The sequence below is a fragment of the Citricoccus sp. NPDC055426 genome, assembly GCF_040677445.1.
Classification (GTDB): Bacteria; Actinomycetota; Actinomycetes; order Actinomycetales; family Micrococcaceae; genus Citricoccus.
On record NZ_JBFARZ010000005.1, the window covers coordinates 32,244 to 57,990 of the forward strand.

At 71.6% G+C, this 25,747-nt stretch carries 24 protein-coding genes; 15 read left to right on the forward strand and 9 right to left on the reverse strand.

The features are described from left to right. Window positions 1-10 precede the first annotated feature (10 nt). Together AB0K08_RS09210 and AB0K08_RS09215 are read right to left on the reverse strand one after the other, a co-directional pair. Window positions 11-559 (reverse strand): DUF488 domain-containing protein, encoded by a 549-nt coding sequence (locus tag AB0K08_RS09210; RefSeq protein WP_363353632.1) that lies wholly within the window; start codon window positions 557-559, stop codon window positions 11-13. Between the two features lie 30 nt (window positions 560-589). After that, complete coding sequence (locus tag AB0K08_RS09215; protein WP_363353634.1) at window positions 590-1,180, reverse strand: XRE family transcriptional regulator; 591 nt, start codon at window positions 1,178-1,180, stop codon at window positions 590-592. Window positions 1,181-1,266: 86 nt separating this feature from the next. On the opposite strand from AB0K08_RS09215, the gene AB0K08_RS09220 reads away from it, so the two are divergent. Both AB0K08_RS09220 and AB0K08_RS09225 read left to right on the forward strand, forming a co-directional pair. Next, complete coding sequence (locus AB0K08_RS09220; protein ID WP_363353636.1) at window positions 1,267-1,980, forward strand: class I SAM-dependent methyltransferase; 714 nt, start codon at window positions 1,267-1,269, stop codon at window positions 1,978-1,980. Between the two features lie 138 nt (window positions 1,981-2,118). Beyond that, window positions 2,119-3,603 (forward strand): peptide MFS transporter, encoded by a 1,485-nt coding sequence (locus AB0K08_RS09225; protein ID WP_363353973.1) that lies wholly within the window; start codon window positions 2,119-2,121, stop codon window positions 3,601-3,603. Between the two features lie 12 nt (window positions 3,604-3,615). On the opposite strand, the gene AB0K08_RS09230 is transcribed toward AB0K08_RS09225, so the two are convergent. Continuing rightward, window positions 3,616-4,401 (reverse strand): GAP family protein, encoded by a 786-nt coding sequence (locus AB0K08_RS09230; RefSeq protein ID WP_363353638.1) that lies wholly within the window; start codon window positions 4,399-4,401, stop codon window positions 3,616-3,618. 109 nt (window positions 4,402-4,510) lie between these two features. Here AB0K08_RS09230 and AB0K08_RS09235 point away from each other — a divergent pair, with 109 nt between their 5' ends. Beyond that, on the forward strand, window positions 4,511-5,746 hold the full coding sequence (locus AB0K08_RS09235; RefSeq protein ID WP_363353641.1) for a histidine kinase: 1,236 nt from the start codon (window positions 4,511-4,513) through the stop codon (window positions 5,744-5,746). Continuing rightward, on the forward strand, window positions 5,743-6,414 hold the full coding sequence (locus AB0K08_RS09240; RefSeq protein WP_363353643.1) for a response regulator transcription factor: 672 nt from the start codon (window positions 5,743-5,745) through the stop codon (window positions 6,412-6,414). The genes AB0K08_RS09235 and AB0K08_RS09240 overlap by 4 nt, the downstream gene beginning before the upstream one ends. An 11-nt stretch (window positions 6,415-6,425) precedes the next feature. On the opposite strand, the gene AB0K08_RS09245 is transcribed toward AB0K08_RS09240, so the two are convergent. After that, complete coding sequence (locus tag AB0K08_RS09245; RefSeq protein WP_363353647.1) at window positions 6,426-7,562, reverse strand: hypothetical protein; 1,137 nt, start codon at window positions 7,560-7,562, stop codon at window positions 6,426-6,428. A 108-nt stretch (window positions 7,563-7,670) separates the two neighbouring features. Between AB0K08_RS09245 and AB0K08_RS09250 the strand changes: the two genes are divergently transcribed. After that, window positions 7,671-8,171, forward strand: coding sequence for a DinB family protein (locus AB0K08_RS09250; RefSeq protein WP_363353649.1), 501 nt, complete (start codon window positions 7,671-7,673; stop codon window positions 8,169-8,171). 52 nt (window positions 8,172-8,223) lie between these two features. On the opposite strand, the gene AB0K08_RS09255 is transcribed toward AB0K08_RS09250, so the two are convergent. Then, entirely contained in the window at window positions 8,224-10,164 is a 1,941-nt protein-coding gene (locus tag AB0K08_RS09255; RefSeq protein WP_363353651.1) for an FAD-dependent monooxygenase, read from the reverse strand. A 141-nt stretch (window positions 10,165-10,305) separates the two neighbouring features. Between AB0K08_RS09255 and AB0K08_RS09260 the strand changes: the two genes are divergently transcribed. The 6 genes from AB0K08_RS09260 to AB0K08_RS09285 all read left to right on the forward strand — a co-directional run bounded on the left by AB0K08_RS09260 (window position 10,306) and on the right by AB0K08_RS09285 (window position 14,453). Next, complete coding sequence (locus AB0K08_RS09260; protein WP_363353653.1) at window positions 10,306-11,217, forward strand: MarR family transcriptional regulator; 912 nt, start codon at window positions 10,306-10,308, stop codon at window positions 11,215-11,217. Between the two features lie 97 nt (window positions 11,218-11,314). Then, window positions 11,315-11,701, forward strand: coding sequence for a glycine cleavage system protein GcvH (gene gcvH / locus AB0K08_RS09265; protein WP_363353655.1), 387 nt, complete (start codon window positions 11,315-11,317; stop codon window positions 11,699-11,701). Window positions 11,702-11,768: 67 nt separating this feature from the next. Continuing rightward, window positions 11,769-12,230: an FHA domain-containing protein gene (locus AB0K08_RS09270; RefSeq protein WP_363353657.1), complete on the forward strand. Its 462-nt coding sequence runs from the start codon at window positions 11,769-11,771 to the stop codon at window positions 12,228-12,230. Between the two features lie 139 nt (window positions 12,231-12,369). Then, complete coding sequence (locus tag AB0K08_RS09275; protein WP_363353975.1) at window positions 12,370-13,056, forward strand: MerR family transcriptional regulator; 687 nt, start codon at window positions 12,370-12,372, stop codon at window positions 13,054-13,056. Window positions 13,057-13,072: 16 nt separating this feature from the next. Beyond that, window positions 13,073-13,636: a bifunctional nuclease family protein gene (locus AB0K08_RS09280; protein WP_363353977.1), complete on the forward strand. Its 564-nt coding sequence runs from the start codon at window positions 13,073-13,075 to the stop codon at window positions 13,634-13,636. 211 nt (window positions 13,637-13,847) lie between these two features. Continuing rightward, window positions 13,848-14,453, forward strand: coding sequence for a MerR family transcriptional regulator (locus AB0K08_RS09285; RefSeq protein WP_363353659.1), 606 nt, complete (start codon window positions 13,848-13,850; stop codon window positions 14,451-14,453). 73 nt (window positions 14,454-14,526) lie between these two features. On the opposite strand, the gene AB0K08_RS09290 is transcribed toward AB0K08_RS09285, so the two are convergent. Then, window positions 14,527-15,363, reverse strand: a complete 837-nt coding sequence (locus AB0K08_RS09290; RefSeq protein ID WP_363353661.1) for a ParA family protein — start codon at window positions 15,361-15,363, stop codon at window positions 14,527-14,529. A 258-nt stretch (window positions 15,364-15,621) separates the two neighbouring features. On the opposite strand from AB0K08_RS09290, the gene AB0K08_RS09295 reads away from it, so the two are divergent. Continuing rightward, window positions 15,622-19,065, forward strand: coding sequence for a pyruvate carboxylase (locus AB0K08_RS09295; protein WP_363353979.1), 3,444 nt, complete (start codon window positions 15,622-15,624; stop codon window positions 19,063-19,065). 42 nt (window positions 19,066-19,107) lie between these two features. After that, window positions 19,108-20,538 (forward strand): mycothione reductase, encoded by a 1,431-nt coding sequence (locus tag AB0K08_RS09300; protein ID WP_363353663.1) that lies wholly within the window; start codon window positions 19,108-19,110, stop codon window positions 20,536-20,538. Window positions 20,539-20,556: 18 nt separating this feature from the next. Here the strand turns inward: AB0K08_RS09300 and AB0K08_RS09305 are convergent, their stop codons facing one another. Continuing rightward, the gene (locus tag AB0K08_RS09305; RefSeq protein ID WP_363353665.1) at window positions 20,557-22,374 is read right to left on the reverse strand and encodes an AMP-dependent synthetase/ligase; all 1,818 of its coding nucleotides are present in this window, start codon (window positions 22,372-22,374) and stop codon (window positions 20,557-20,559) included. Window positions 22,375-22,562: 188 nt separating this feature from the next. Here AB0K08_RS09305 and AB0K08_RS09310 point away from each other — a divergent pair, with 188 nt between their 5' ends. Next, window positions 22,563-23,648: an ROK family protein gene (locus AB0K08_RS09310; RefSeq protein WP_363353667.1), complete on the forward strand. Its 1,086-nt coding sequence runs from the start codon at window positions 22,563-22,565 to the stop codon at window positions 23,646-23,648. Window positions 23,649-23,667: 19 nt separating this feature from the next. Here the strand turns inward: AB0K08_RS09310 and AB0K08_RS09315 are convergent, their stop codons facing one another. Next, the gene (locus tag AB0K08_RS09315) at window positions 23,668-24,180 is read right to left on the reverse strand and encodes a hypothetical protein (protein ID WP_363353669.1); all 513 of its coding nucleotides are present in this window, start codon (window positions 24,178-24,180) and stop codon (window positions 23,668-23,670) included. After that, window positions 24,173-24,970, reverse strand: coding sequence for an alpha/beta fold hydrolase (locus AB0K08_RS09320; protein WP_363353671.1), 798 nt, complete (start codon window positions 24,968-24,970; stop codon window positions 24,173-24,175). The genes AB0K08_RS09315 and AB0K08_RS09320 overlap by 8 nt, the downstream gene beginning before the upstream one ends. Window positions 24,971-25,057: 87 nt before the next feature. On the opposite strand from AB0K08_RS09320, the gene AB0K08_RS09325 reads away from it, so the two are divergent. Further along, on the forward strand, window positions 25,058-25,744 hold the full coding sequence (locus AB0K08_RS09325; protein ID WP_363353673.1) for a lysophospholipid acyltransferase family protein: 687 nt from the start codon (window positions 25,058-25,060) through the stop codon (window positions 25,742-25,744). Window positions 25,745-25,747 lie beyond the last annotated feature (3 nt).

Here is a 25,747-nt window from a genome sequence, read left to right on the forward strand (position 1 = left end):
CGTCCCGGACTCAGGATCCGGTGGGCGCCGACGGGTAGGTGACCCGGCCGTCGTCGGGGTCCACCACGGCGCCCGAGGTGAGCTGGGCCGGTGGCATGGTGTCCGTCTCCATCAGGTGCAGCACCTGCTCGCCCCGGGCCAGCAGGTGGTCGGCGATGATCCGCCGGTGACAGCGCCACCACACGGCCTCCGAGCACATGACCGCCGCCCGCCGCTCCGCGCCCCAGCCGCGCAATTGTGCCAGGCCCTCGGCGAACTCCCCGGTGAGGGCGTGATCGGCGTAGTTGTGGAAGCTGCGGTTCTCCCAGAATCCGTTGACCCCGGCGTCCACCTCCCGGTCCCGGGGGCGGCGTCCGGTCAGGGCGGCCAGATGTTCGTAACCGATCCCGGCCCCGTCCAAGGAGGCGGAGAGGGGGTCCTGGTCGAAGTGCGGGTACCGGCGGGACCCGGGCAGGCGGCGCACATCCACCACCACGCCGATCTCGGCAGCCTGCAGCAGGGCGAGGAACTCGTCGAGGGAGCGGGTGGAGTGCCCGACGGTGAAGAACGGCAGGATCATGGACCCGAAGCTACACCCACCGGGCCGTCGTCAGCGGCCCGGGGAGTCGGTGGTCCGGATGTGCGCCCGCTCGCCCTGCCGGCCGATGAGGCTGAGGTATTCCACGGGGCCGGCGCCGGTGGCCCCGAACCAGTGCGGGGTGCGGGTGTCGAACTCGGCGGCCTCCCCGGCGCTCAGCCGGAGGTCCTGGTCCCCGAGGACCAGGCGCAGCGTCCCGTTCAGGACGTAGACCCAGTCGTGGCCCTCATGCGTCCGCGGGTCCGGGACCACGTCGTCGTTGCCGGTCGGCCGGACGAACTTGTAGGCCTGGATCCCGCCGGGACGGCGGGTCAGGGGAATGGCCACGGCGCCGTCGCCCGTGGGCACGGGACGGAGGTCCACGCGCGGATCGGCGGTGCGGGGTGCGTCCACCAGCGAGTCGAGGGTGACCCCGTGATACCGGGCCAGCGGCAGGAGCTGCTCCAGGGTGGGGCGGCGCAATCCGGCCTCCAGCCGGGACAGGGTGCTCGCGGAGATCCCGGTCTCGGCGGCCAGCTCGGTCAGGGTGACGTCCCGCCGCAGCCTCAGCTGCTTCAGGCGCGGGCCCACGGCGTCCAGGGTCTGGTCCGGTGTCTCGTTCATACCGACAGTTTGCCATTCGGCACAGTGGCTTGCACAACGGGAAGAAGAGCGGGACGGTAGGAGGGAACCAGACTCCACGAAGGGCATTGAAGGGCATCACTGTGAACCCCCACGACGAGCCGACCGGCACCCACGACTTCGACCACGCGTATTGGGAGGGACACTGGGCGGAGGGCCGCACGGCCGAGCGCGACGCCGGCCAGGACCTTCCCGTGAGCCCCTACCTCCCAGCCGAGGCCGGGGCGCTGGCCCCGGGCACGGCGTTGGACGCCGGCTGCGGCGTGGGCACCGAGGCGCTGTGGCTGGCCGGACAGGGCTGGCAGGTCACCGGGGCGGACCTCTCGGCCACGGCCCTGGCGCAGGCGGCCGGCCGGGCCCGCACCGCCGGGCTCCAGGACCGGGTGGACTGGGTCGAGGCGGACCTGACCCGCTGGGAGCCCGGCCGGACGTGGGACCTGGTGACCACCCACTACGCGCACCCCGACTCGGGGCAGCTCAGCTTCTACGCACTCCTCGGTGGGCTTGTCGCCCCCGCGGGCACCCTGCTGATCGTGGGGCACCGGCACGGCGCTCACGGCGGACATTCCGGTCACGGTGCACACGGCGCACAGGGCGGCCACGGCGAAGCAGGGGGACCGGGCCACCCCGAGGGATCCACGGCCAGCCTGGAGGGCATCACCGGGCTGTTCGCCGGGCCCGCCTGGACCGTGGAGGCCGCCTATGAGAACGAGCGCTCGCTGCACCGCGACGGCCGGGACCTGACCCTGCAGGACGTGGTGGTCCGCGTCCGCCGGTCCTGACCCCGCACCCGTCGCGGCGGCCTCGCCCGCGCGGGATTTGCCTTGACAGCGGATGAAGAGCACAGTAGTGGGGTGAAAAAACCACCTTCCAATGAGCCGCACGGCCTGGGCGGCGCGGGCGATCCCGGGCTGTCCCACGTGGCCGAGGCCGAGTCCTCCGAAACGCACGAGCTGACCGCCGAGGAGCGCAACCCCTCGGGGCGCACCTTCTTCGGGCAGCCCGGCCCCCTGTCCAACCTCTTCAGCGTGGAGATGTGGGAGCGGTTCTCGTTCTACGGGATGCAGGGCATCCTGCTCATCTACATGTACTTCCAGACCGGCGAGGGCGGCCTGGGGATCGATGAGGGTGTCGCGGCCGGGATCGTGGGCGCCTACGGCGGCATGGTCTACGTGTTCTGCATCCTCGGCGGCTGGGTGGCGGACCGGATCACCGGCTCCGAACGCGCCATGTTCTACAGCGCGATCCTCATCATGGCCGGCCACATCTCGCTGGCCCTGGTGCCGGGCATCCCCGGGCTCGTGCTGGGCCTGCTGCTCGTGGCCATCGGCTCGGGCGGCCTGAAGGCGAACGTCGCGAACCTCGTGGGCCACCTGTACACCAAGGAGGACACCCGCCGTGACGCGGGCTTCTCCATCTTCTACATGGGCGTCAACATCGGCGGGCTCTTCGGACCGCTGCTGACCGGCTGGGTCCAGGCCAGCTGGGGCTTCCACCTCGGCTTCGGCCTGGCGGCCGTGGGCATGGCCATCGGCCTGGTCCAGTACTGGGTGCGCCGCAAGGACCTGCCGGAGGACGTGCACGCCGTCCCGGACCCCCTGCCGCGCAGCGCCTACCCCCGGTGGATCCTCATCGCCGTCGCCGCGCTGGTGGTGGTCGGGGTCCTGCTGGCCACCGGTGTGGTCAACCCCGGCAACCTGGCCGGGTTCGTGGCCATCCTGGCCGGCGTGGCGGCCATCGGCATCTTCGGGTTCCTGCTGACCTCCTCGAAGGTGACCGGGGACGAGCGGTCTCGCGTCCTGGCCTTCATCCCGCTGTTTATCGGTTCGGCGGCCTTCTTCGCCCTGTTCCAGCAGCAGTTCACGGTGGTCACCCTGTACTCGGACAACCGGCTGGACCGTGACCTCTTCGGCTGGGAGATGCCGATCCCGTGGGTGCAGTCCTTCAACCCCGTGTTCATCATCCTGTTGGCCCCGCTCTTCGCGGTGCTGTGGACCAAGTTGGGCAGACGCCAGCCGAACACCCCCGTGAAGTTCGGCATCGGCATCGCCCTGATGGGTGCGGCCTTCCTGCTGTTCCTGCCGATGGTCTCCACGTCTGCCGTGCCCGTGCTGTGGATCGCGATGATCCTGCTGGTGGCCACGCTGGGCGAGCTGCTCGTCTCGCCGGTGGGACTGTCCCTGTCCACCAAGGTGGCCCCGGTGAACTACCCGGTCCTGATGGTGGCCCTGTACAACCTCTCCGTGGCCCTCGGGACCGCCCTGTCCGGATCCCTGGCGGAGTTCTACTCGGCGGAGACCGAGGGGGCCTACTTCGGGATCCTCGGCGCGGTGACCATCGCCATCGGCCTGGTCATGCTGGTGATCGCCAAGCCCGTGCACCGGGCGATGCGCGGGATCGACTGACCCGGCCGCAGATCAGCCGGTCATGGACACCGCGTCGGCCGCGAAGACGGCCGGCGCGGTGTTCAGCACCAGGACGACGCCCACGGCGCCCACCACCCAGGCCGCCGTGCTGGCCCCGTGCCGGGTGAACCAGCGGTCCAGCCCGGCCAGGGGGCGCTCCATCAGACGGCGCGCCAGGATCCTGCCGGCCAGCAGGACCAGCGCGGGCAGCATCATCACCGCGCAGTAGCCCACCAGCAACAGGCCCGACGCCGGCCCGCCCGGCCCCTGGGCCATGATCAGTCCGATGGCGGCCAGGTAGGGCAGCATGGTGGCGATCTCGGCGAGGCCGGCCGCCAGGGCCAGGGCCATCAGGGCGCCGAGCCCGGAGTCCTGCCGGCCGGCCGCCGTCGTGGTGTGCTCCGGGACGGTGCCCACCGCCCGCTGACGCCACCGTGACAGCCGACCGCCACCGGAGCGGGACCGCTCCTTCGCGGCGGGGGAGTCCAGCCGGAAGCTCCACCAGAACAGCCCGACGCCGATGACCATCCCCAGCACCATGACGGGCCGGGAGGACAGCAGGGAGGCGTGATGCGCCACGACCCAGCCGGCCCCGGCCATCACGGCGAACCCCACCGCGGCGTAGAACGCGGCCAGCGTCCCGAGGTAGACCAGGATGCGGCCGGTGCGCAGCCGCCCGGGGGTCATCAGGAACCAGACGGGAACGGCCAGGGTGCCGAAACTGGTCGAGTCCACCAGGGCCAGCGCGGCCAGGATCAGCAGCAGGGGAGCGCCGGAGAAGGCGCTGAGAAGGTCCATGCCATCAGCCTCCGCCCCGCGCCGGCCGGTGTCATCCGCCGAACGGGGCAGCTCGGGCGTACACCGTTCGGATGACCCGCGGGGCCTCGGGCCTCCCTACGATGGTGGGGTGACCCGATCCTCCGCGCCCGCCCGCACCCGACGCGGGGCGTTCGTCTCGCCCCTGCTGTACCTCGGAATCGGCCTGGCCCTGCTGCTGACGGGCACCTGGCAGCTGACCCCGCCGATGCCCGGCGCCCCGGCCCCCGTGTGGTGGCACCTGGCGGCCCTGGTCGGCGCCTGCGCGGGCATCCTGCTGCAGCGTCGTCACGTCATGGCCGGATTCGCCGTGGCCTCGGCGGCCGCGCTCGCGGATCTCGGTGTGGGTCTTCACCTGGCCGTCTTCCTGGCGTGGGCGGACACCGCGTACGTGCTGGCGCGCAGCGGCGGCCAGACCCAGCGCCGGCTGGGCATCGGGCTGTCCGGACTCGCGGTCCTGGCCCTCTGGGTGGTGCTGGTCAGCCAGGCAGACGGCCGGGAGTATGCGGTGCCGGTCACGCTGACGCTGACGGCCGGCGTCGCGATCCCCTTCTGGTGGGGTGCCGAGGTCCGCAACGGCGACGAGCGGGCGGCCCGCGCCGATTCCGCGGCCCACCTGGAGCGCGAACGCTTCGAGGCCGCCCGGCGCACCGCGGAGCGGGAGCGGACCGAGGCGGTGCAGCGGGAACGGACCGTGATGGCCCGGGAGCTGCACGACACCGTCTCGGCGCACCTGACCGGCATCGCCCTGCAGGCGGCGGCCGCCCTGTCCGGCCCCTCGGACCCGGTCCGGGACCGCGGTGCCCTGCGGCAGACCCGGGCCGCCTCGTTGGCCGCGCTGGAGGACATGCGCACCATGATCGGCCTGCTCCAGAGACCCGGAGAACCCGTGGATCTGCAGGCACGCGGCGGTGCCGAGTCGTTGTCCGGGCTCGTGGAGCGTCACCGCGTGGCCGGCCAGGACCTGACGGCGGTCCTGGAGCCGGTGGAGGTCACCCCGGCCGCCGGGCAGGCACTGTACCGGGTGATGCAGGAGGGCCTGGTGAACGCCGGCAAGCACGGCGTCGGCCCGGTCTCGGTGCGCCTGGGCACCGTGTCGGGCGAGGTCCTCCTGGAGATCGAGAATCCGATGCCGCCCAGGCATCGGCGCGGTCAGGGCCTGGGGCTGACGTCCATGGCCGAGAGGTTGCGCGCCGTGGGCGGCACGCTGGACGCCGGGCACGACGACGACGACGACAACAACGACAACGACGACAACAACGACGGGGGACGGTGGCGGCTGCACGCCACCATCCCCACCCTCCTCGCCGAGGGAGGGCCGGCATGAGTGTGCGGGTGCTGCTGGCCGACGACCACGGGGCGGTGCGTGCCGGACTGCGCGCGCTGCTCGATCGCGCCGAGGGGATCGAGGTGGTGGGGGAGGCCGCGGACGGTCAGGCCGCCGTGCTCAACGCCCGGGCCCTCCGGCCGGACGTGGTGCTGATGGATGTGCGGATGCCGGTGGTGGACGGCGTGGACGCCACCGGCCAGATCGTGGCCGAGCGCACCGCCGCCGTGCTGGTGCTGACCACCTTCGACGAGGACGAGGTGGTGCTGTCCGCGATCCGGGCCGGCGCCGCCGGGTTCCTGCTGAAGACCGCCGAGGCGCCGGAACTGGTCTCGGCGGTCCGCCGCGTGGCGGCCGGTGAGGGGGTGGTGGCCCCCGAGGTCACCCGCCGCGTGTTCCGGGAACTGGCCTCCGCGGCCCGCCCGGCCGCCCCGGGGGGCCCGGCCGCTGCGGCCGAGTCGGCGGTCGTGCAGCTGGCGCGGTTGACGGGGCGAGAACTCGAGGTGCTCGCCCACCTCGGCCGGGGCGCCTCGAACGGACAGGTGGCGGTGGCCCTGGCCATCTCGGAGGCCACCGCCAAGACGCATGTCTCCCGGATCCTGGGCAAGCTCGGCGTGCACTCCAGGACCCAGGCCGCCCTGGTGGCCCGGGACGCCGGGCTGACGTGAGGCGGGCGGGCTCAGACCGCTGAGCGGAAGGTCGCCGCGATCTTGGCCCCGTCGGGCAGGTCGGCTCCCCGGACGGCCTTGACGGTCCCGCCGGAGCGCAACACCCTGGCCGCCACCTCGTCCGCGAGGCCGTAGGTGTGCGCGCTGGGTTCGTCGGCCGGGGTGACGTTGCCGTACTCGTCGATGGTCCCCTCGCGTTCGGCGGTCAGGTCGAACAGCAGCACATCCACCTGACCGGCCGTGGCCGCCCTGGCGATGTCCCGGAGCTTGGCACTGGCCCGGCCGTGGGCCCGGAGGGTCCCGAAACGCTCCCGCCATTCGGCCAGCTGGGCGGCGTAGTTCCGGTCCAGCACCTCCCGCCCCCGCCGGGCGAGCTCGTCCCGTCCCAGGGAGGCCGGGTTCACCGGGATGCCCTCCTCCACGAGCCGCCGGTAGGTGTTGACCTCCCGGTAGGCCGGTTCCAGATCGGAACTCGCGGCCAGCACGAGGGGATGGTCGGAGCCGTTGATCTGCTGCAGCACCGCCTCCTGGACGGTCGAGCAGTAGTCCCGGCGCTGGGCCTTGGGGCGCTGGTTCCCGTCGGCCCGCTGTCGGTCCATCCGGCCGTCGTGATCCGCGGTCTGCAACTCCAGGCCCAGGTCCTCCGGCAACCCCGTCAACACCATCTCGTGGTTGGAGGCATCGGACTCGAGCGAGAGCAGCTGGACCGATCCCTTGGTCAGGGCCAGCACGAAGCCGCTGTGGGCGAAGGTGGTGGCCCGGATCAGCGGCCCCGTGTCGAAGCGGTCTCCCAGGCTGCCATGGGTGCGCAGCCGGTTCATCAGGCGGAAGCTGCGCAGACCGTCCGGGGAGGCGAACACGGCCAGGGAGCGGGCCTGGGTGGACCAGAAGTCACGGTCCTCCACGAGGGCGTCCACCAGTCCGAGGAGTCGTTCCCGGTCGGACGCCGGCACCTCGTCCGCTGTCCCTCCGGACAGCGCGTCCGTGACGGCCGTTCGGAGGGCGATCTGGGCGGACTCAGGATGACGGCCGATCGGGGAGAGGTTTCCATCTGATCCGGAGGACGCAACGTACACGCTCACGCTCGAGGCATGGCGGTGTTGCGTGAGCTCGGTGAAATCGTCAGCAGAGGGTAGATCGATGCTCATGGGCACACGCTACCCACGGGCCTGGGAAAGCACACCAGTTGTCGGCCAGAAATCCTGCCGGCGTGGACGCCCTGTCGTCCTGCCACCAGTCCTGACACACTGGCGGACATGGATTCCGTGGAATTGCTCAAGGACCTGGCCCATCGTCCGTTGGACGCCTTGGAGTCGGTCTGGGACCGTGTGGGTCCGGAGGACCTCAATGACCATCCCGGCGGCCACCCCAACTCGATCGCCTGGCTGCTCTGGCACACGGGCCGGGAGATGGACGCCCAGGTGGCCCAGGCCGCGGGCCGCCAGGAGGTGTGGAGCGCCCAGGGGTGGGAGGAGAGGTTCGCCCTCGAACTGTCCGATCCCGGCCACGGTTACGGCCATTCGGAGGAGCAGGCCCGGGCCGTCGTGGTCCGGGACCGGGAGGTGCTGCGCGGATACCTGACGGCGGTGACGGAGGAATCGGCCGACTACCTGGCGGGGCTGGAGGCGGCAGACCTGGACGAGGTCATCGACCGGAACTGGGATCCGCCGGTCACCCGTGGGGTGCGCCTGGTCAGCGTGTACGCCGATGCGCTGCAACATGTGGGCCAGGCCGCGTACGTGCTCGGGATGCGGTGACGACGGTGGGCCGGCCCGTGACCGGGCCGGCCCACCGTCGTCAGGGGAGTTCCTACTGCTGTTCGAGCATGAAGGAGGCGAAGTACTCCGTCAGTTCCGCATGGGCCTGCAGGGGCATCACCTGGGCCACGTACTGGTCCGGACGGACCACCACGAGGGCACCCTGGGAGCGGTCGATGCCGCGCAGGTCGTAGATGTCGGCGGTGGCCTCGAGTCCGGGCACCGAGCCGAGGAGCCGGCCGTTGGTCTTCTCGGCGGAGAACACCTTCTCGTAGTCCCGGAGTCCGAGCGTGCCCTTGGCCGGGAACAGGAACTGGGGGATCGCGTTGAGGTCCACCTCGTGGTGGTCCTGCTGGAGGATGGCCCGGACGTCGAACACCGCGTCGTCCGCGGCCCCGGCCGGGGTGAAGCGGCGCACGGGGGACTCCGGCGACTCGTCGAGGAACGCGAGCAGTGCCCGCAGGGCCGAGCCCTCCTCCCCGGCGTCCGCGGCGTCCCCGAAGGCGTAGAGGCGCCAGCGGCCGTCGGCCTCGTGCACGTGTCCCAGCTGTTCCGGCTTGGCATCCGCCACCCGGATCACCGGGGCCGAGTGGAACCGGGCGCCGACCTCGAAGCCCGTGGCGAGCCCCTGGTGCTCGGTGCCCCCGGTCAGCAGCGACGGCTCGTACACGGTGGACAGGCCTGCCGTGAACCGGCCACCCGCCACGAAGTGGGACTCCACGTCCTGGGCGGTGACGTCCGAGGCCTTCGAACCGATCATCCTGGACCACTGCTTGTCGAAGGCGATGAGCTCCTCGGCGATCCGCTGCCGCTCGCCCGAGTAGGTGGCCAGCAGGGAGTTCGGGGAACGGCCCTGCAGCACCGCGGCCAGCTTCCAGCCGAGGTTGTAGGTGTCCTGCATGGACACGTTCATGCCCTGGCCGGCCTTCGCCGAGTGGGTGTGGCACGCGTCCCCGGCGATGAAGACCCTCGGGTCCAGCGTCCCGACGAGCTCGGCGGACACGTCGTCGAAGCCGTCGGTGACGCGCTGTCCCACCTCGTAGACGCTCCACCAGGCCACGTCCCGGGCGTCGAGGGAATAGGGGTGCAGGGCCTTCTGTGCCGCGGTGAGGATGTCCTCGTAGGTGGTGCGGTCGCGCACGCTCCGGTCCCCCTCGGGCAGGTCTCCCAGGTCCACGTAGTAGCGGACCAGGTTGCCGCCCTCTCGGGGGATCTGGAGGAGGGAGCCGGAGGCGGACTGCATGACGGCCTTCTTGCGCACATCCGGGAAATCCGTCACCGGCAGGATGTCCATCACGCCCCAGGCGTGGTTCTGGGCGTCGCCGTGCAGCGACCGGCCGATCGAGGTGCGGATCACCGAGCGGGCGCCGTCACAGCCCACCACGTAGCGGGCCCTGACCGTGCGGGTGACACCGGTGCCCCTGCCGTCCTCGTCCGTCTCCTCGAGGGTGACGGTGACCGGGGCGTCCGGGTCCTCGGGGATCTCGACGCCGAGGGCCTTGAACCCGTAGTCGACCTGAAGCCGCGAGGCGGACTTGGCGGCCTTCTCCAGCAGCATCTCCTGCATGCGGGCCTGGTTGACGATCACGTGCGGGTATTCGCTCAGCCCGTCCGCCACATCCTGGATCTGGCCGGAACGGGTGATCTCGTCGCGGTTCCCGGGGGCCGGGGACCAGAACGTGGTCTCGTTGACCCAGTAGGCCTCGTTCAACAGGGTCGGCGCCAGGCCGAAGGCGTCGAACATCTCGACCGTCCGGCAGGACACCCCGTCGGCCTGGCCCACCGGAAGGGGGCCTTGGCGGCGCTCCACCACCCGGGTATCGATCTCCGGGAACTCGGCCAGTTGGGCGGCCAGGACGGTGCCCGCCGGGCCGGTCCCCACGATCAGGACGTCCACGGATTCGGGCAGGGGTCCCTGCGCACCCTCGCGGCCGGCGGCGGCCTCCTGGATGCTGGGGTCGCCATAGCGGTAGCCGTTGAGGTGGTATTGCATGGGGCTCCTTCGGATGCGACGGAACGCTGATCGTCCGTGTACTGAGTTAATCTGCAGATAGCGTACATCACGCCGGTGACCAGGGCCACAGTATGATGATCTGTGTACTGTGCACCTCGAAGGGTTCAGCTAGAGGAAACGGTGCATCTCGAGGAGGGGGCGGTCATGGCGGCACGGGGCGAGGTCGAACTGGTCGGGCACGTGCTGCGGCGGTGCCTGCAGGTGCACAACGCCGTGTGGGCCGAGGAGGTCGGCGGCATCCTGACGTCCCCGCAGTACTCCGTGGTGCACTCCGTGGCCGCCGCGCAGTCGGCGGGAGGGGGTCTGCTGGACCAGCATTCCGTGGGCCTCGCGGCCGGGTTGGACCGGTCCACGGTGGCCGGGGTGATCCGCCGGCTCGAGCAGCAGGGGTGGCTGCGGCGGGAGCGCGATCCTCGGGATGCCCGCCGCCGGGTCATCGGCCTGCCGGCGCCGTCCGAGGTGGCCCTGCTCGGGCTGGCGCCGGCCGTGCTGGCCGTCCAGGAACGGATCCTGGCCCCCCTCCCCGCCGAGGCGCGCGGGTGGCTCCGTGACGCGCTGGTGCAGCTCACCCCTGCCGTCACCCCCGCCGTCGCCCCCGCCGTCGCCCCCGAGGCGGCCACCGCCCGGGACCTGAGGCCGGGGCACCTGATCCGGCTGGCCCAGCAGCGTCACACGGCACTCTGGGCGGAGGAGCTCGGCGCCCGCCTCACCGGCCCGCAGTACGCGGTGCTCCGCGTGCTGGCCGCAGCGGGACCCTCCCACCAGTCCATCGTCGCCGAGCGTGCCGCGCTGGACCGGTCCAGCACCTCGGAGGTGCTGCGCCGACTCGAGGAACGCGGCTGGACCGGACGGCGGCCGGAGCCGGAGGACCGCCGCACCCGGCTGGTCTCGTTGACGGACGCGGGCCGGACTCTGGTGGACTCCGTCAGCGGCCCGGTCGAGCGCGTCCAGCGGCGCATCCTGGAGCCGGTGCCACCCGGGGACCGCCGCCGTCTCGTGGAGGTGCTGGCCGTCGTCGCGCAGGGGGTGTGAGCGGGCCTTGGCACTGTGCCGCGGCCGCCAGTAGTGTCAACGGTGTACCGCGAGGCCTGACTGGGGCCGGACCATTCATCTGTGATCTGGAGGAACCATGAGCAACATCCCCGAAGGACTTCGCTACAGCGCCGAGCACGAGTGGGTGTCCGGGCCGGACGCCGACGGGGTCGTCCGGATCGGCATCACCGACTTCGCCCAGGACGCCCTGGGAGACGTGGTCTACGTCGACCTCCCGGAGCTCGGTGCGGAGATCGCCGCCGGGTCCACGGTCGGCGAGGTCGAGTCCACCAAGTCCGTCAGCGACCTGTACGCCCCGGTGAGCGGCACCGTGAAGGCCCGAAACGAGGCCCTGGAGGCCGACCCCGCGCAGGTCAACACGGATCCGTACGGCGAGGGCTGGCTCATGGAGGTGACGCTCACTGACGCGGCCCAGGTGGACGGTCTCCTCGATGCGGACGGCTACCGCCAGCAGGTAGGCTAGTCAGGTCACGAAAACACCACGGCTGGCAGCACTGACGCCGGCGGCCGTACACATCCTCGGAGGAGCTATGTCACAGGACCGGACTCCAGCACCGGACGGCCGGAACGCGGGGGCCGAACCGGAGGCGCAAACCACCAGCATCGGCCTGCCCGATCTGGGGGCGTCGTCTGACCGCTCACTGGATGCGGAGGACCGGGCCGCCATCAACGCCCTGCCCGTGGGCTCTGCCCTGCTGGTGGCCCACGCCGGACCGAACCAGGGGGCCCGGTTCCTGCTGGACCAGGACTCCACCTCGGCCGGGCGCCACCCCAATGCGGACATCTTCCTCGATGATGTGACGGTCTCCCGGAAGCACGCGGAGTTCCGCCGTTCCGGCGGCGGCTTCGTGGTGGCGGACTCGGGTTCCCTGAACGGCACCTACGTCAATCATGACCGCGTCGACTCGGTGGCGTTGCGCTCGGGGATGGAAGTGCAGATCGGTAAGTTCCGGTTGACGTTCTACGCCGGCACCCAGCGCCCCGCCGTCTGATCCGGTCCGGCGGGGTCCGCCCCCGTCCTGACGACGACCGCCACCGAACAGAAGGCCGAGGACCCTCGTGACCGCAGCAGCTTCCCGCCGCTCCCTTTCCGCCGCATCGGCCGCCGCCACCGGCGGCCACCGTGCCGTCATGAACATCGGCGAGGTGCTGGCCGAGCTGAAGGAGCACTTCCCCCAGGTCAGCGCCTCCAAGATCCGTTTCCTGGAGGAGAAGGGGCTGATCACCCCCCGCCGGACGGCGGCCGGTTACCGGAAGTACACCGACGCCCACGTGGACCGGTTGCGCTTCATCCTGGCCCTGCAGCGGGACCAGTACCTGCCCCTGAAGGTCATCAAGGACTATCTGGATGCGGTGGACCGGGGCGAGCACCCGGAGTCACTGCCGGGCGGACTCACCCTGGCCCCGCGGTCGGTCTCGGACCAGCTGGCCCAGGAGCTGGCCGGCCATACGCGGCCGCTCACGCGCGCCGAGCTGCAGGGGATCTCCGGCGCGGGATCCACGCTGCTGGACTCCCTGGAGCAGTACGGCATGGTCTCCGCCGACGAGAACGGCCGCTATTCGGAACACTGCCTCAAGGCCGCCCGCTCGGCCGTCATCCTGGCGGACCACGGCCTGGAGCCGCGTCACCTGCGCCCCTTCCGGGCGGCGGCGGACCGCGAGATGGGCCTGATCGAGCAGGCCACGGCCCCGTTGGCCACGCGGCGGGACTCGGCGGCCAGTGCGCGCCGCGCCGAGGCCGCGCGGGAGATCAGCGAGGCCTGCCTCGGACTGCACAGCGCCCTCGTGGCGGCGGCCGTGGCCGACCTGGACACGTGAGGATGCGGCGATGGCGATGAACCTGCCGGATGTCGAGATGACGGTGCTCGGCGTGCGCGTCGAGTTGCCCGGGAACCAGCCGTTGGTGCTGCTCCAGGACCCGGGGACGGGAACGCTGGTCCCCATCTGGATCGGCGCACCGGAGGCCAGCGCCATCGCCCTGTGGCAACAGGGGATCACCCCGCCGCGGCCCATGACCCACGACCTGCTCGTCGAGGTCGTCGCGGCCGCCGGCACCACGGTGGAGGCGGCGCGGATCAGTGCGGTGGAGGAGGCCGTCTTCCATGCCGAGCTGGTCCTGGGCAATGGGGCGCGGGTGGACGCCCGCGCGTCGGACGCCATCGCCTGTGCCCTGCGGGCCGAGGCCCCCGTGCTGTGCGCGGCCGAGGTGCTGGAGGCGGCCGGTCTCGATCCGGACCAGGCGCAGGACGCGGACGACGACGAGGAGGACGGCGTCGACGAGGCCGTCACCGGGGTCACCGGGGCGGCCGAGCGGGACGCGGAACTCAACCGGTTCCGGGAGTTCCTGGACACCGTGGACCCAGAGGACTTCGCGGACGGCGGGCCCAACCAGTCCTGAACCCGGCGACACGCGAGGGACGAAAGGCCGCCGGGTCTTTGACCACGGACCCCTCCCGGCATACCGTCAGGAGCAGAGGTTCCACATTGCCTATCGGTCCAATCGCACCGATCGGCGGTTCGGTGCCGGGCCGATGCCCGGATTCGTCCGTCGATCCGGACCGCCGGGCACCTTCCTTCCCCAATGTGGATCCAAGACCAGGAGGGTTCCAGTGAGTCCGAAGGGCGAGGCCGGGCAGTCCCCGGACGTGCATCACGTGTCATCCCCGCGCACCCCTGCGCAGGGCATGCTGTTCACCGAAGACCTGCCCGTGCTGGACGAGGGCGCGGGCTACCGCGGCCCGACCGCCTGCAAGGCCGCGGGCATCACCTACCGTCAGCTCGACTACTGGGCCCGTACCGCCTTGGTGGTCCCCACCGTCCGCGGGGCCAAGGGCTCCGGCACCCAGCGCCTCTATTCCTTCCGGGACATCCTCGTCCTGAAGGTCGTCAAGCGCCTGCTGGACACCGGTGTCTCGCTGCAGCAGATCCGGTCCGCCGTGGAGCACCTGCGGGAGCGCGGCGTGGACGACCTGGCACAGATCACCCTGATGAGTGACGGAGCCTCCGTCTACGAGTGCACCTCCGCGGACGAGGTCATCGACCTGGTCCAGGGGGGCCAGGGGGTCTTCGGCATCGCCGTGGGCCGTGTGTGGCGCGAGGTCGAGGGCTCCTTGGCGGAACTGCCCTCCGAACAGCTTCAGGCTGAGGCGCCCGAGGACTTCCCCGGGGACGAGCTCTCCGAACGGCGTGCGGCCCGCCGCAAGTCGGCCTCCTAGGGACACCGGCGACGACGGCCGGGGCACCTGCCAGCGCGGGTGCCCCGGCCGTCTGGCGTCCGGTGGCGGGCGCTCAGTGCCGCCGCTGGCTGCGCCGGCCCTGGGGCCGGTGCAGCGCCGCGAGCAATTCCTCGAAGAGCAGGGCGGACTGGGCGGCGGTCTCGCCGGGCCAGGCGTGGATCGGCCACGCGGCGCCCTGGACCTGCTGCCAATTGCTCTGTTCGGGGATGGCCACCGGCAGGAGGCGGTCCCCATACATGCGTTCCATCTCGCCGAGGCGGAACTGGTGCTCCGTGCTGGCGGGGCGGACCCGATTGGCCACCACGCCCGTGGTGCGCACGCCCTGGGCGTACTCGGAGCGGAACAGGTCCAAGGCCCGGAGGGTCCGCTCGGTGCCCGCCACGGAGAACAGGCTGGGCTCGGCCACCAGCAACACGTCCGTGGAGGCCGCCCAGGCCATGCGCGTCACGCCGTTGAGTGCGGGTGGACAGTCGATCAGCACGAGGGCGTACCTGGTGACGGACTCGAGCAGGGTGGCCAGCCGACGCAGCTCCCGCGGACGGGTGGTGGGACGCTCATAGAGAGAGGTGCGGGAGGAGCCGCGCACCACGTCCAGGGCCTTGCCGTTGCCGGGGATCCCCGCCTCGGCCGCTCCGGGCGCGAGGTCGGGCCAGCCCGAGGGGGTGACGTGATCGGCCAGGCTGATGCGCCGCGGCCGTTCCAGCAGGGTGCCGATGTCGTCCGTGTGCTGGCCCTGTTTGACGCCGAGGCCGGTGGTGGCGTCGGCATGCGGATCCATGTCCACGACCAGCGTCGGGATGCCCTGTGCGCGGGCCGCCGAGGCCAGGCCGAGGGTGACCGAGGTCTTGCCGACCCCGCCCTTGAGGCTGGAGATGGAGATGATCTGCACGGTGGGGGAGTCCTGACTGTGGTGGGGCGGGCTGGGAGCGGGCCCCGGCGCGGGGGCTGGTCTCGAGACCGGTGTCCAGTCTAGTGCCGCACGCCCATGTGACTGGCGTCATAGGCTGTCGCCGGTCGATGTGCAAAACTGGCGCGTGACGTGAGCCACAACGATGTGGCTTACCCGAGCGCAACCAGCGCCAGATCGTGGACCGGCGCATCCGCCGGTCATCAAGGAGGTCCCATGTCCCCTCGGACGACCGATGGCATGTTCAAGAAGGTCCTGGTGGCCAACCGCGGTGAGATCGCGGTGCGCGCCTTCCGCGCCTGTTACGAACTCGGTGCCCGCACCGTCGCTGTCTTCCCCTATGAGGACAGGAACTCGATCCACCGGCAGAAGGCCGACGAGGCCTACCGCATCGGTGAGGAGGGGCACCCCATCCGGGCGTACCTGGACGTGGAGGAGATCATCAGGGTGGCCCGCGAGTCGGGCTGCGACGCCGTCTACCCCGGCTACGGGTTCCTCTCGGAGAACCCCGACCTGGCCCGGGCGTGCGAGGAGGCCGGCATCGCCTTCGTCGGTCCGCCGGCGGACGTGCTCGACCTGACGGGCAACAAGGTCCAGGCCCTCCGGGCGGCCAAGGAGGCCGGGGTCCCGACCCTCGCGTCCTCCGACCCGAGCTCGGACGTGGACTGGCTCCTCGACCAGGCCCAGGACATCGGCTTCCCGCTCTTCGTGAAGGCGGTGGCCGGTGGCGGCGGCCGCGGGATGCGGCGGGTGGAGACCGCTGCTGACCTGGAGGAGGCCCTGAACGCGGCGATGCGGGAGGCCGGGACGGCCTTCGGGGATCCCACCGTCTTCCTGGAGCAGGCCGTGCTGCGCCCCCGGCACATCGAGGTCCAGGTGCTGGCGGACTCCACGGGGGAGACCGTGCACCTGTTCGAGCGTGACTGCTCCATGCAGCGTCGGCACCAGAAGGTCATCGAGATCGCGCCCGCGCCCAACCTGGACGACTCGATCCGCCAGGCCCTCTACACCGACGCGGTGAAGTTCGCCCGGGCCATGAATTACGTCAACGCGGGCACGGTGGAGTTCCTCGTGGACACCGTCGGCGAGCGGGCCGGCCAACACGTCTTCATCGAGATGAACCCCCGTATCCAGGTGGAGCACACCGTCACGGAGGAGATCACGGACGTGGACCTGGTGGCCTCCCAGCTGCGAATCGCCGCAGGGCACAGCCTCCAGGAGCTCGGCATCCGCCAGGAGGAGCTGCACATCCGTGGTGCCGCCATGCAGTGCCGCATCACCACCGAGGACCCGGCCAACGGCTTCCGGCCGGACACCGGCGCCATCACCGCCTACCGATCGGCCGGCGGCTCCGGAGTCCGCCTGGACGGCGGCACCATCTACACGGGCGCCGAGATCAGCCCCCACTTCGACTCGATGCTCGTGAAGCTCACCTGCCGCGGCCGGGACTACCCGACGGCGGTGCGGCGCACCCGGCGCGCCCTGGCCGAGTTCCGCATCCGGGGTGTCTCCACCAACATCCCGTTCCTGATGAACGTGCTCGACGACCCGACGTTCATCGCCGGGGACGTGGCCACCGACTTCATCGACGCCCACCCCGAGCTGGCCCAGGTCAACCGCAGCCAGAACCGCGGGTCCAAGGCCCTGCAGTACCTGGCCGACGTCACCGTCAACCAGCCGCACGGCCCCCGCGTGGACGGGATCGACCCGCGGGACAAGCTGCCGCGGTTCCCCGGGGACAAGTCCGAGGAACCGGACCGCAGCCCCTTCGACGGCCCCTCCGCCAGCCAGCCGCCGGCCGGCTGGCGGCAGGTGTTGCTGCAGAAGGGGCCGGAGGGCTTCGCCGCCGAGCTGCGCTCCCGCACCGAACTGGCGGTGACGGACACGACCTTCCGCGATGCCCACCAGTCCCTGCTGGCCACCCGCGTGCGCACCCGGGATCTGCTGGCGGCGGCCCCCGCCGTGGCACACACCCTGCCGGGGCTGTTCTCTGTGGAGGCCTGGGGCGGGGCGACGTATGACGTGGCCCTGCGCTTCCTGGCCGAGGACCCCTGGGCCCGGCTGCGCCTGCTGCGGGAGGAGCTGCCGAACATCCCGCTGCAGATGCTCCTGCGCGGCCGCAACACCGTCGGCTACACGCCCTACCCCGTGGAGGTGACCAACGCCTTCGTGGCGGAGGCCGCCGAGACCGGTGTGGACATCTTCCGCATCTTCGACGCCCTCAACGACGTCCGGCAGATCGCCCCCGCCATCGAGGCGGTCCGGGCGACGGGCACGGCCGTGGCCGAGGCGGCCCTGTGCTACACGGGGAATCTGCTGGACCCGGACGAGAAGCTGTACACGCTGGACTACTACGTGAGCCTGGCCCGGCAGATGGTCGATGCCGGTGCGCACATCCTGGCCATCAAGGACATGGCGGGCCTGTTGCGGCCCCAAGCCGCCCGTGAGCTGGTCGGTGCCCTGCGCAGCGAGTTCGAGCTCCCGGTCCACCTGCACACCCATGACACGGCCGGCGGCCAGCTGGCGACGCTCCTGGCCGCGGCCGACGCCGGGGTGGACGCGGTGGACACCGCGGTGGCCTCCATGGCCGGCACCACGAGTCAGGTGCCCCTGTCCGCCCTCGTGGCAGCCCTGGAGCACGGCGAGCGGGATACCGGACTGGGCCTGGACCAGGCCGCCGGCCTCGAACCGTACTGGGAGACCGTCCGGGAGATCTACCGGCCCTTCGAGTCCGGGCTCTCGGCTCCCACCGGCCGCGTCTACCGGCACGAGATCCCCGGCGGGCAGCTCTCCAACCTGCGCCAGCAGGCGATCGCCCTGGGCCTGGGGGACCGGTTCGAGCAGATCGAGAAGATGTACGAGGCGGCCAACGCCATGCTCGGCAACATCGTCAAGGTCACGCCGAGTTCCAAGGTGGTGGGCGACCTGGCCCTGCAGCTGGTGGGCATGGACGTCGACCCGGTGGTCTTCGCCCAGAACCCGCAGGACTTCGACGTCCCCGATTCCGTCATCGGATTCCTCGCCGGTGAACTGGGCGACCCGCCCGGTGGCTGGCCGGAGCCGTTCCGCGGGCGCGCCCTGCAGAACCGGGGCCAGCGCCGCCCGGAGGCGGAGCTGTCGGCCGAGGACCGCGCGTCGTTGGACGCCGCCGGAGCCGAGCGGCAGTCCACCCTCAACCGGCTGCTGTTCCCCGGCCCCACCCAGGAGTTCGAGGCGAACCGGGCCGAGTTCGGCGACACCTCGGTGCTGCACACCCGCGACTGGCTGTACGGCATGGTCACGGGGCAGGAGCATGTGATCTCCCTGGGCAAGGGGGTCCGCCTCCTGGCCACACTCCAGGCGATCGGCGAGCCCGACGCCAAGGGCGTGCGCCCGGTCATGGTCACCCTGAACGGCCAGGCGCGGCAGATCACCGTCCGGGACCGCTCCGTGGAATCCACCGTCCGCGCCGCCGAGAAGGCCGACTCCGCGGTCCAGGGCCAGGTGGCGGCGCCCTTCGCCGGCGCGGTCACCGTCACGGTCGCCGAGGGGGACACCGTCGAGGCGGGCGGTACCATCGCCACCATCGAGGCCATGAAGATGGAGGCGGCCATCACCACCCCGGTCGGCGGGACGGTGTCCCGCGTGGTGCTCGCCGGGACCACGCCCGTGGACGGGGGCGATCTGCTCATCGTCGTGGAGTGACCCCGAGGCGGGGCCGGTGCCCGTGGGCCGTAGTCTGAACCCATGGGCACCGACACCACCGAACACTTCGACCTGATCATCCTCGGCTCCGGCTCCGGCAACTCGCTGGTCACCCCCTACTGGGACGGCCGGAGGGTGGCCATCGTGGACTCCGGGATCTTCGGGGGGACGTGCCTCAACCGGGGGTGCATCCCGACCAAGATGTTCGCCTATCCGGCCACGCTCGCATCCGCCCCGCAGGAGGCCGCCCGGCTCGGCGTGGACCTGGGCTTCGGGGGCGCTGACTGGCCCGGGATCCGGGACCGGATCTTCTCCCGCGTGGACGCGATCTCGGCCGGTGGCCTCCACTACCGGGAAGCCGAGCTTGAGCACACCACCGTCATCCCGGAGGAGAGCCGGTTCACCGGAACCCATCAACTGACCACCTCCGGTGGGCGGGTGCTGGAGGCCGAGACGATCGTGGTGGCCGCGGGATCCCGGCCGGCCCTGCCGGACGCGCCCGGGGTGGACCGTCCGCAGGTGCACACCTCGGACACGATCATGAGGGTGGAGCGGCTCCCGGAGCGGCTCGTGATCCTCGGCGGCGGATTCATCGCCGCGGAGTTCGCGGCGATCTTCTCCGGGCTCGGCACCTCGGTGGTCCAGGTCAACCGGTCCGCGCAGCTGTTGCGCACCCATGATGCGACGATCTCCGAGCGCTTCACGCAGCTGGCCTCCGGCCAATGGGACCTGCGCACGGGGTGGACCCTGTCCCGGATCGAGGACGGACCCGAGGGCTGGGTCACGGTCCACCTGGTCGGCCCGGAGGGAGCGACCCTGGAGCTCGATGCCGACGCCGTGCTGATCGCCCAGGGCAGGACCCCGAACACGGACCGGCTGGACGCCGCGGCTGCGGGACTGGACGTCCACCAGGACGGCCGGCTCTCGGTGGACCGGTACCAGCGGCTGCTCTCCGGAGGCCGGCCGCTGCCGGGACTGTGGGCCCTGGGGGACATCTCGAACCCCCACCAGCTCAAGCACGTGGCCAACCATGATCAGCGGATCGTGGCCCACAACCTCGAGCACCCGCAGGACCTGCGGGCCAACACGCTCGGACCCGTGCCCTCAGCGGTGTTCACGCGGCCGCAGATCGCCACCGCCGGGCTGACGGAGGAGCAGGCCGTCGCCGAATACGGCCGTGACCGGATCAGCGTCAAGGTCCAGGACTTCGGTGACGTCGCCTACGGCTGGGCCATGGAGGACGCCACTGGGTTCTGCAAGCTGGTCGCCGACCGTCAGACCGGCCAGCTGCTCGGGGCGCACCTGATGGGGCACGAGGCGCCGAACCTGATCCAGCCCCTGGTCCAGGCCATGAGCTTCGGGGTGGACGCCCATGCCATGGCGCGTGGCCAGTACTGGATCCACCCGGCCCTGAGCGAGGTCGTGGAGAACGCCCTGCTGGGCCTGGACGTGCCGGACTCCGGGCGGCTGTAGGCCGCCCGGAGGCTGCGGTCAGACGGGCTTCGGCGTGGCGTAGAGGTCCTCGACGAGGTCCCCGTACTCCTCCAGGACCACGTTCCGCTTGAGCTTGAGGGACGGGGTCAACTGCCCCGACTCGACGGTGAAGTCCACCGGTGCGATCCGGAACGAGCGGATGGACTCGGCCTGGGAGACCGAGGCGTTGGCCCGGTCGATGGCCTTCTGGATGTGGTCCACCACGGTCTGGTTCGTGGTCAGGTCCTCCACCGGGGTGTCTGCCGGCAGGCCCTGCTGTTCCAGCCAGCCCGGGAGCACCTCGGCGTCCAGGGTGACCAGCGCGGCGATGAAGGGACGGCCGTCACCGACCACCACGCACTGGGACACCAGCGCATCGGCGCGGATCTGGTCCTCCAGCTGGGCCGGGATCACGTTCTTGCCACTGGCGGTGACGATGATCTCCTTCTTCCGGCCCGTGATCGTCAGGTAGCCGTCCTCATCCAGGGAGCCGATGTCCCCGGTGTGGAACCAGCCGTCGACGATCTCCTTCTCGGTGACGTCCGGACGGTTGTGGTAGCCGCGCATGAGGCAGACCCCCCGGGCGAGGATCTCGCCGTCGTCCGCGATGCGGATGCCGTTGCCGGGGATCGGCTTGCCCACCGTGCCGATCTTGACCTCTCCGGGGCGGCCCACCGTCACCGGCGCGGTGGTCTCCGTCAGGCCGTAGCCCTCCATGATGTTCAGCCCGATGCCGGTGAAGTAGTGGCCCAGCCGGGCGCCCAGCGGGCCGCCGCCGGACACCGCGTGCTCCACGCGTCCACCCATGGCATCCCGGATCTTGCCGTAGAGCAGCTTGCCGAACAGGGCGTGCTTGGCGCGCAGGCCCAGCGGGACCTTCCCGGCGGCCTGCGCCTGGGAGTAGTCGATGGCGGTCTGGGTGCCCGCCGCGAAGATCTTGCCCTTGCCGCCGGCATCGGCCTTCATCTTGGCCGAGTTGTAGACCTTCTCGAAGACGCGGGGCACGGCCAGCAGGAAGGTGGGACGGAAGGACTGCAGGTCCGGCACCAGCTGCTTCACATCCGCCGTGTGCCCCACCTTCGCGCCCGCGGCCACGGCCAACACGGAGATGAAACGTGCGAAGACGTGGGCCAGCGGGATGAACATCACGGTGCTGCTGTTCGGGTGCACGATCTCGCCCAGACCGGAGCCCAGGGTCTGCAGGCTCAGCTCGGCGAAGTTCCCGTGTGTGAGTTCGCAGCCCTTGGGCTTTCCCGTGGTCCCGGAGGTGTAGATGATGGTGGCCAGGTCGGACAGGTCTGCCGCGGAACGGCGGGCCTCCATCTGGGCCGCCGCCGGGCCCTGCGGGGCGAGGGCCCGCAGCTGGTCCAGCCCGTCATCCTCGATGAGCCAGCTGCCCAGCAGTGGTTCGAGCTGCTCCTGGCGCAGGGCCGTGTCCACCACCGTCCGGTGGCGGGCGGTCTCGCACACCACCGCGCGGAGGGTGGAGTCGGAGGCGATCCAGGCCACCTGGCTGGGGGATGAGGTCTCGTAGATCGGCACCGTCACTGCGCCGGCGTACCAGATGGCGAAGTCGACGAGCGTCCACTCGTAGCGGGTGGGGGACATAATCCCGACCCGGTCGCCCGCCTCGATTCCGGCGGCGGCCAGTCCACGGGCCAAGGTCCGGACATCCTCGTGGAAGGCGGAGGAGGTGACATCGGTCCACTGGCCGGAAGCCGTCTGCCGGGAGAACAGCGGCCGCTGGGGAGCGGAGAGGACCTGCTGTTCGAGGAGGTCGGTGATGTTCGTTTCCGGGGGGACCTCGACCGCGGGAGGGGTAATGTATTCCTGCAACGTGCGCTCCTGGTGGTAGACGGTGCCGATCTTTCGCCCGTGGGCCCTGCATGTCGGCCGGTTTCGTGGCGGGGGTGCCCGGTCTTCTGACCTTACAGGACCTGCCCGGGCCGAGTGTGGCTTACACCACACTCGCAATCATACTACTCATCGGTAACTTTGCGGGGGCGCCGGTGGAGAGGGGAGACGTGGGCGATCCTCAGCTGACGCGGGCCTCCGGCGGCAGTGCCGCCCCGGTGGCCGCCGCCATCGGGCTGGACGTGGGCGGTGGTGCCGTGAAGGCCGGTGCCGTCCTGCTGTCGGGCGACGGCCTGCTGACCCGTGCCGCGGGGCCCTGCCCCCCGGACCGCGCGACCACCGTCGGCGCGGAGGCGGGCGCCGCGGAGCTGCGGGTCCCGCACCACGCCGAGGCCGACGGCGACGCGCTGTCCGCACTGTGCGCCGCCACCGCGGCCGACCTGCTCGCCCCGTTGCGTTCCCGCTGGCCCGATCTGCCCGTAGTGTGGGGCGTCTCCGCGGCGGCGTGGATCGATCCCGGTACGGGTCGTTCCGTGTTCAGCCCCCACCTGATGGGGTGGCGGAACCGCCCACTGCCGCAGGACCTGGCCCGGGCCCTGTCCCCGCGGGAGGGGATGCCCCCGCCCTCCGTCGTCAATGACGCGGACGCGGCCGCCTGGGCGGAGGCCCGGTTGGTGCCGCGACCGGGGGGCGACGCCGGCCCGTCCCGTCCCGACCGCATGGTCCTGGTGACCATCGGTACCGGCATCGGGGGCGCCCTGGTGCGCGACGGTGCGGTGGACCTCGGTGCCCACGGGATGGCGGGGGAGTACGGACACATGACCGTGGACCCGTCCGGGGTGCCGTGCCCCTGCGGCAACACGGGCTGCTGGGAACTGCTGGTCTCCGCGGAGGCCCTGGCCGCCCGTGCGGGCCGGGCCTCCGCGAGGACCACCCTCGACGATGCCCTGGCCGGGGATCCCGACTGCCGGCGTGCGGTGGCGGCCACGGGGCGCTGGCTGGGTCGTGGCCTGGCGACGCTGGCCGCGGTCCTGGACCCGTCCCGGTTCGTCATCGGGGGCGGGGTGGCCGTGGCGGGCGAGCTGCTGCTGGCACCGGCCCGCGAGGAACTGGCCCGCCACCTGCCCGGTGGCCGGCACCGGAGGGTGCCCTCCGTGGCCGTGGCCACGTGGGGCAACCGGTCGGGGTGGGTGGGTGCCGCGGGGATCGCCCTGGAGCGCACGGGGTGGTCCGTCACCACCGCGAGGACCGACTAGGCGTACCCGGCCGCGGAGCTCACACCTGGGCCCCGTCTCCGTTCCACGGCCCGCCGCGGTCCTTGTCCCGTGGCAGGGCCAGGAACAGGCCGACCCCGCCGGCCACCATCACGGCGATGAGGATCGTCACCAGGATGCCGGGGATCCCCGGCCAGAACAGGGCGGCCAGCAGCAGGGCCAGCGGTGCGCCGGCCAGTCCGGCGGCGCTCAGGACGACGGCCGGCCGTCCAGAGCCCAGGGCCGGTGGGTCGGGCGGGACGAACGCGCCGTCGTCCTCATCGTCCACGGCGTAGTCACGCGGTCCCCAGCCCGGTGGGTCGGTGAAGTGTCTCGAGAGCTCGGAAGCGGGGGCCTCGGCGCTGCCGGGCTCCTCCTCCGGCCGGTCCTCGGACCGGTCCTCCCGCAGGGGTCCGGGCATCTCGAGGGGGCCGAAGCCGGCCACGATGCCCTCCCACTGCCGGTCGATCTCGGCCTGGTCCGGCGGCTGCTCCTCCGGGCGGTCTCCCGAGGGGTCATTCCGGGGATCAGCCATGCTGGCCCACCGGTTGCGAGGCTCCGAGCAGACCAGTCAGGAACCCGATCGACTCCGCATGGATGATCGGCGCATCCCGGTCCAGGGTGGCCACGTGGTAGCTGTGGTGCAACGGCCGCAGGGTCAACAGGTCCGGGGCCAGACCGCGGGCGAGGGCGGTGATCGAGGAGGCGGGCACCACGTGGTCGGTGGTGGACCGGAACGCCAGGACGGGAGCCGTGATGCGCGGGAGTCCCCGGCGGACGGCGGCCTGCACGCGACCGACCTGCTGGACGCCCGCCACCGGCGTCCGCGGATAGGCGTGCTCGTCCGCCTCGGGGGAGACGGTGTCATTGGCAATGGGCGCCACGGTCCGGACCAGGTACTTGAGCCATCCGGCCAGCGGGGCGGCCGGGGAGGCGAACCGCAGTCCGGGGTTCACCACCACGGCACCCGTCACCGGGCGGTGTGCCGCGGCGTCGAGCGCGAGGGCCCCGCCCATGGACAGCCCGGCCACGACGACGTGCTCGTGGGTGGACAGCAGGGCATCGACCGTCTCGCGGGCCGCCTCGCGCCACTGGCCGGCGCTGACGCCTTCCAGGTCCTCCCACCGCGTGCCGTGCCCCGGCAGCAGCGGGACCTCGACGTCCGCACCGGCCGCAGCCAGGGCCTGCGCCCAGGGGGTCACCGAGACCGGCCCCGAGGTGAAACCGTGGAACAGGGCCACGCCGGCGCGGCCGCGGCCGCGGCCGCGGGCCAGGGGGCCGTCCGGGGCGCCGCTCAGGGACAGCGGCCGCTGCTGGGGATCCATGCCTCCTACAGTAGCGTCAGCGTCCGTGCCGGCACTCCCTAGAATGGTGCCGGACCGTTGCGCCGCCTCCCGAGAGGAACCCCTTCCGTGTTCTATTGGTTCGCCAAGACCTTCGTGGTGGCCCCCGTGACCAACCTGCTGTTCCGCCCGTGGGTGAAGGGCCTGGGCAACGTGCCGCAGCAGGGGGCGGCCATCCTGGCCAGCAACCACCTCTCGGTGTCCGACTCGATCTTCATGCCCGCCCAGCTCGAACGCCAGGTGCACTTCCTGGCCAAGAAGGAGTACTTCACCGGGACCGGCCCCAAGGGATGGCTGACCCGGAAGTTCTTCGAGAGCACGAACCAGCTGCCCATGGACCGCGCCGGTGGGAAGGCCTCCCTGGAATCGCTGCACTCCGGTCTGGACGTGCTCCGTGACGGCAAGCTGCTGGGGATCTACCCGGAAGGCACCCGCAGCCCGGACGGCCGTCTCTACCGCGGCAAGCTCGGGGTGGCCAGGCTGGCCCTGAACGCCCGCGTGCCCGTGGTGCCGGTCGCCATGATCGGCACGGACAAGGTCCAGCCCATCGGCCGGACGATCCCGAGCATCCGCCGCGTCGGCATGATCTTCGGCGCGCCGCTGGACTTCTCCGAGTACTACGACCGGGCTGGGGACCACCGCGTGGAACGGCTGGTCACGGACCAGGTGGTGGAGGCCATCCGGCGGCTGTCCGGCCAGGAGTACGTGGACGTCTACGCCGCCACCGTCAAGACCCGGGCGCCGGATCCGCAGTAGCGG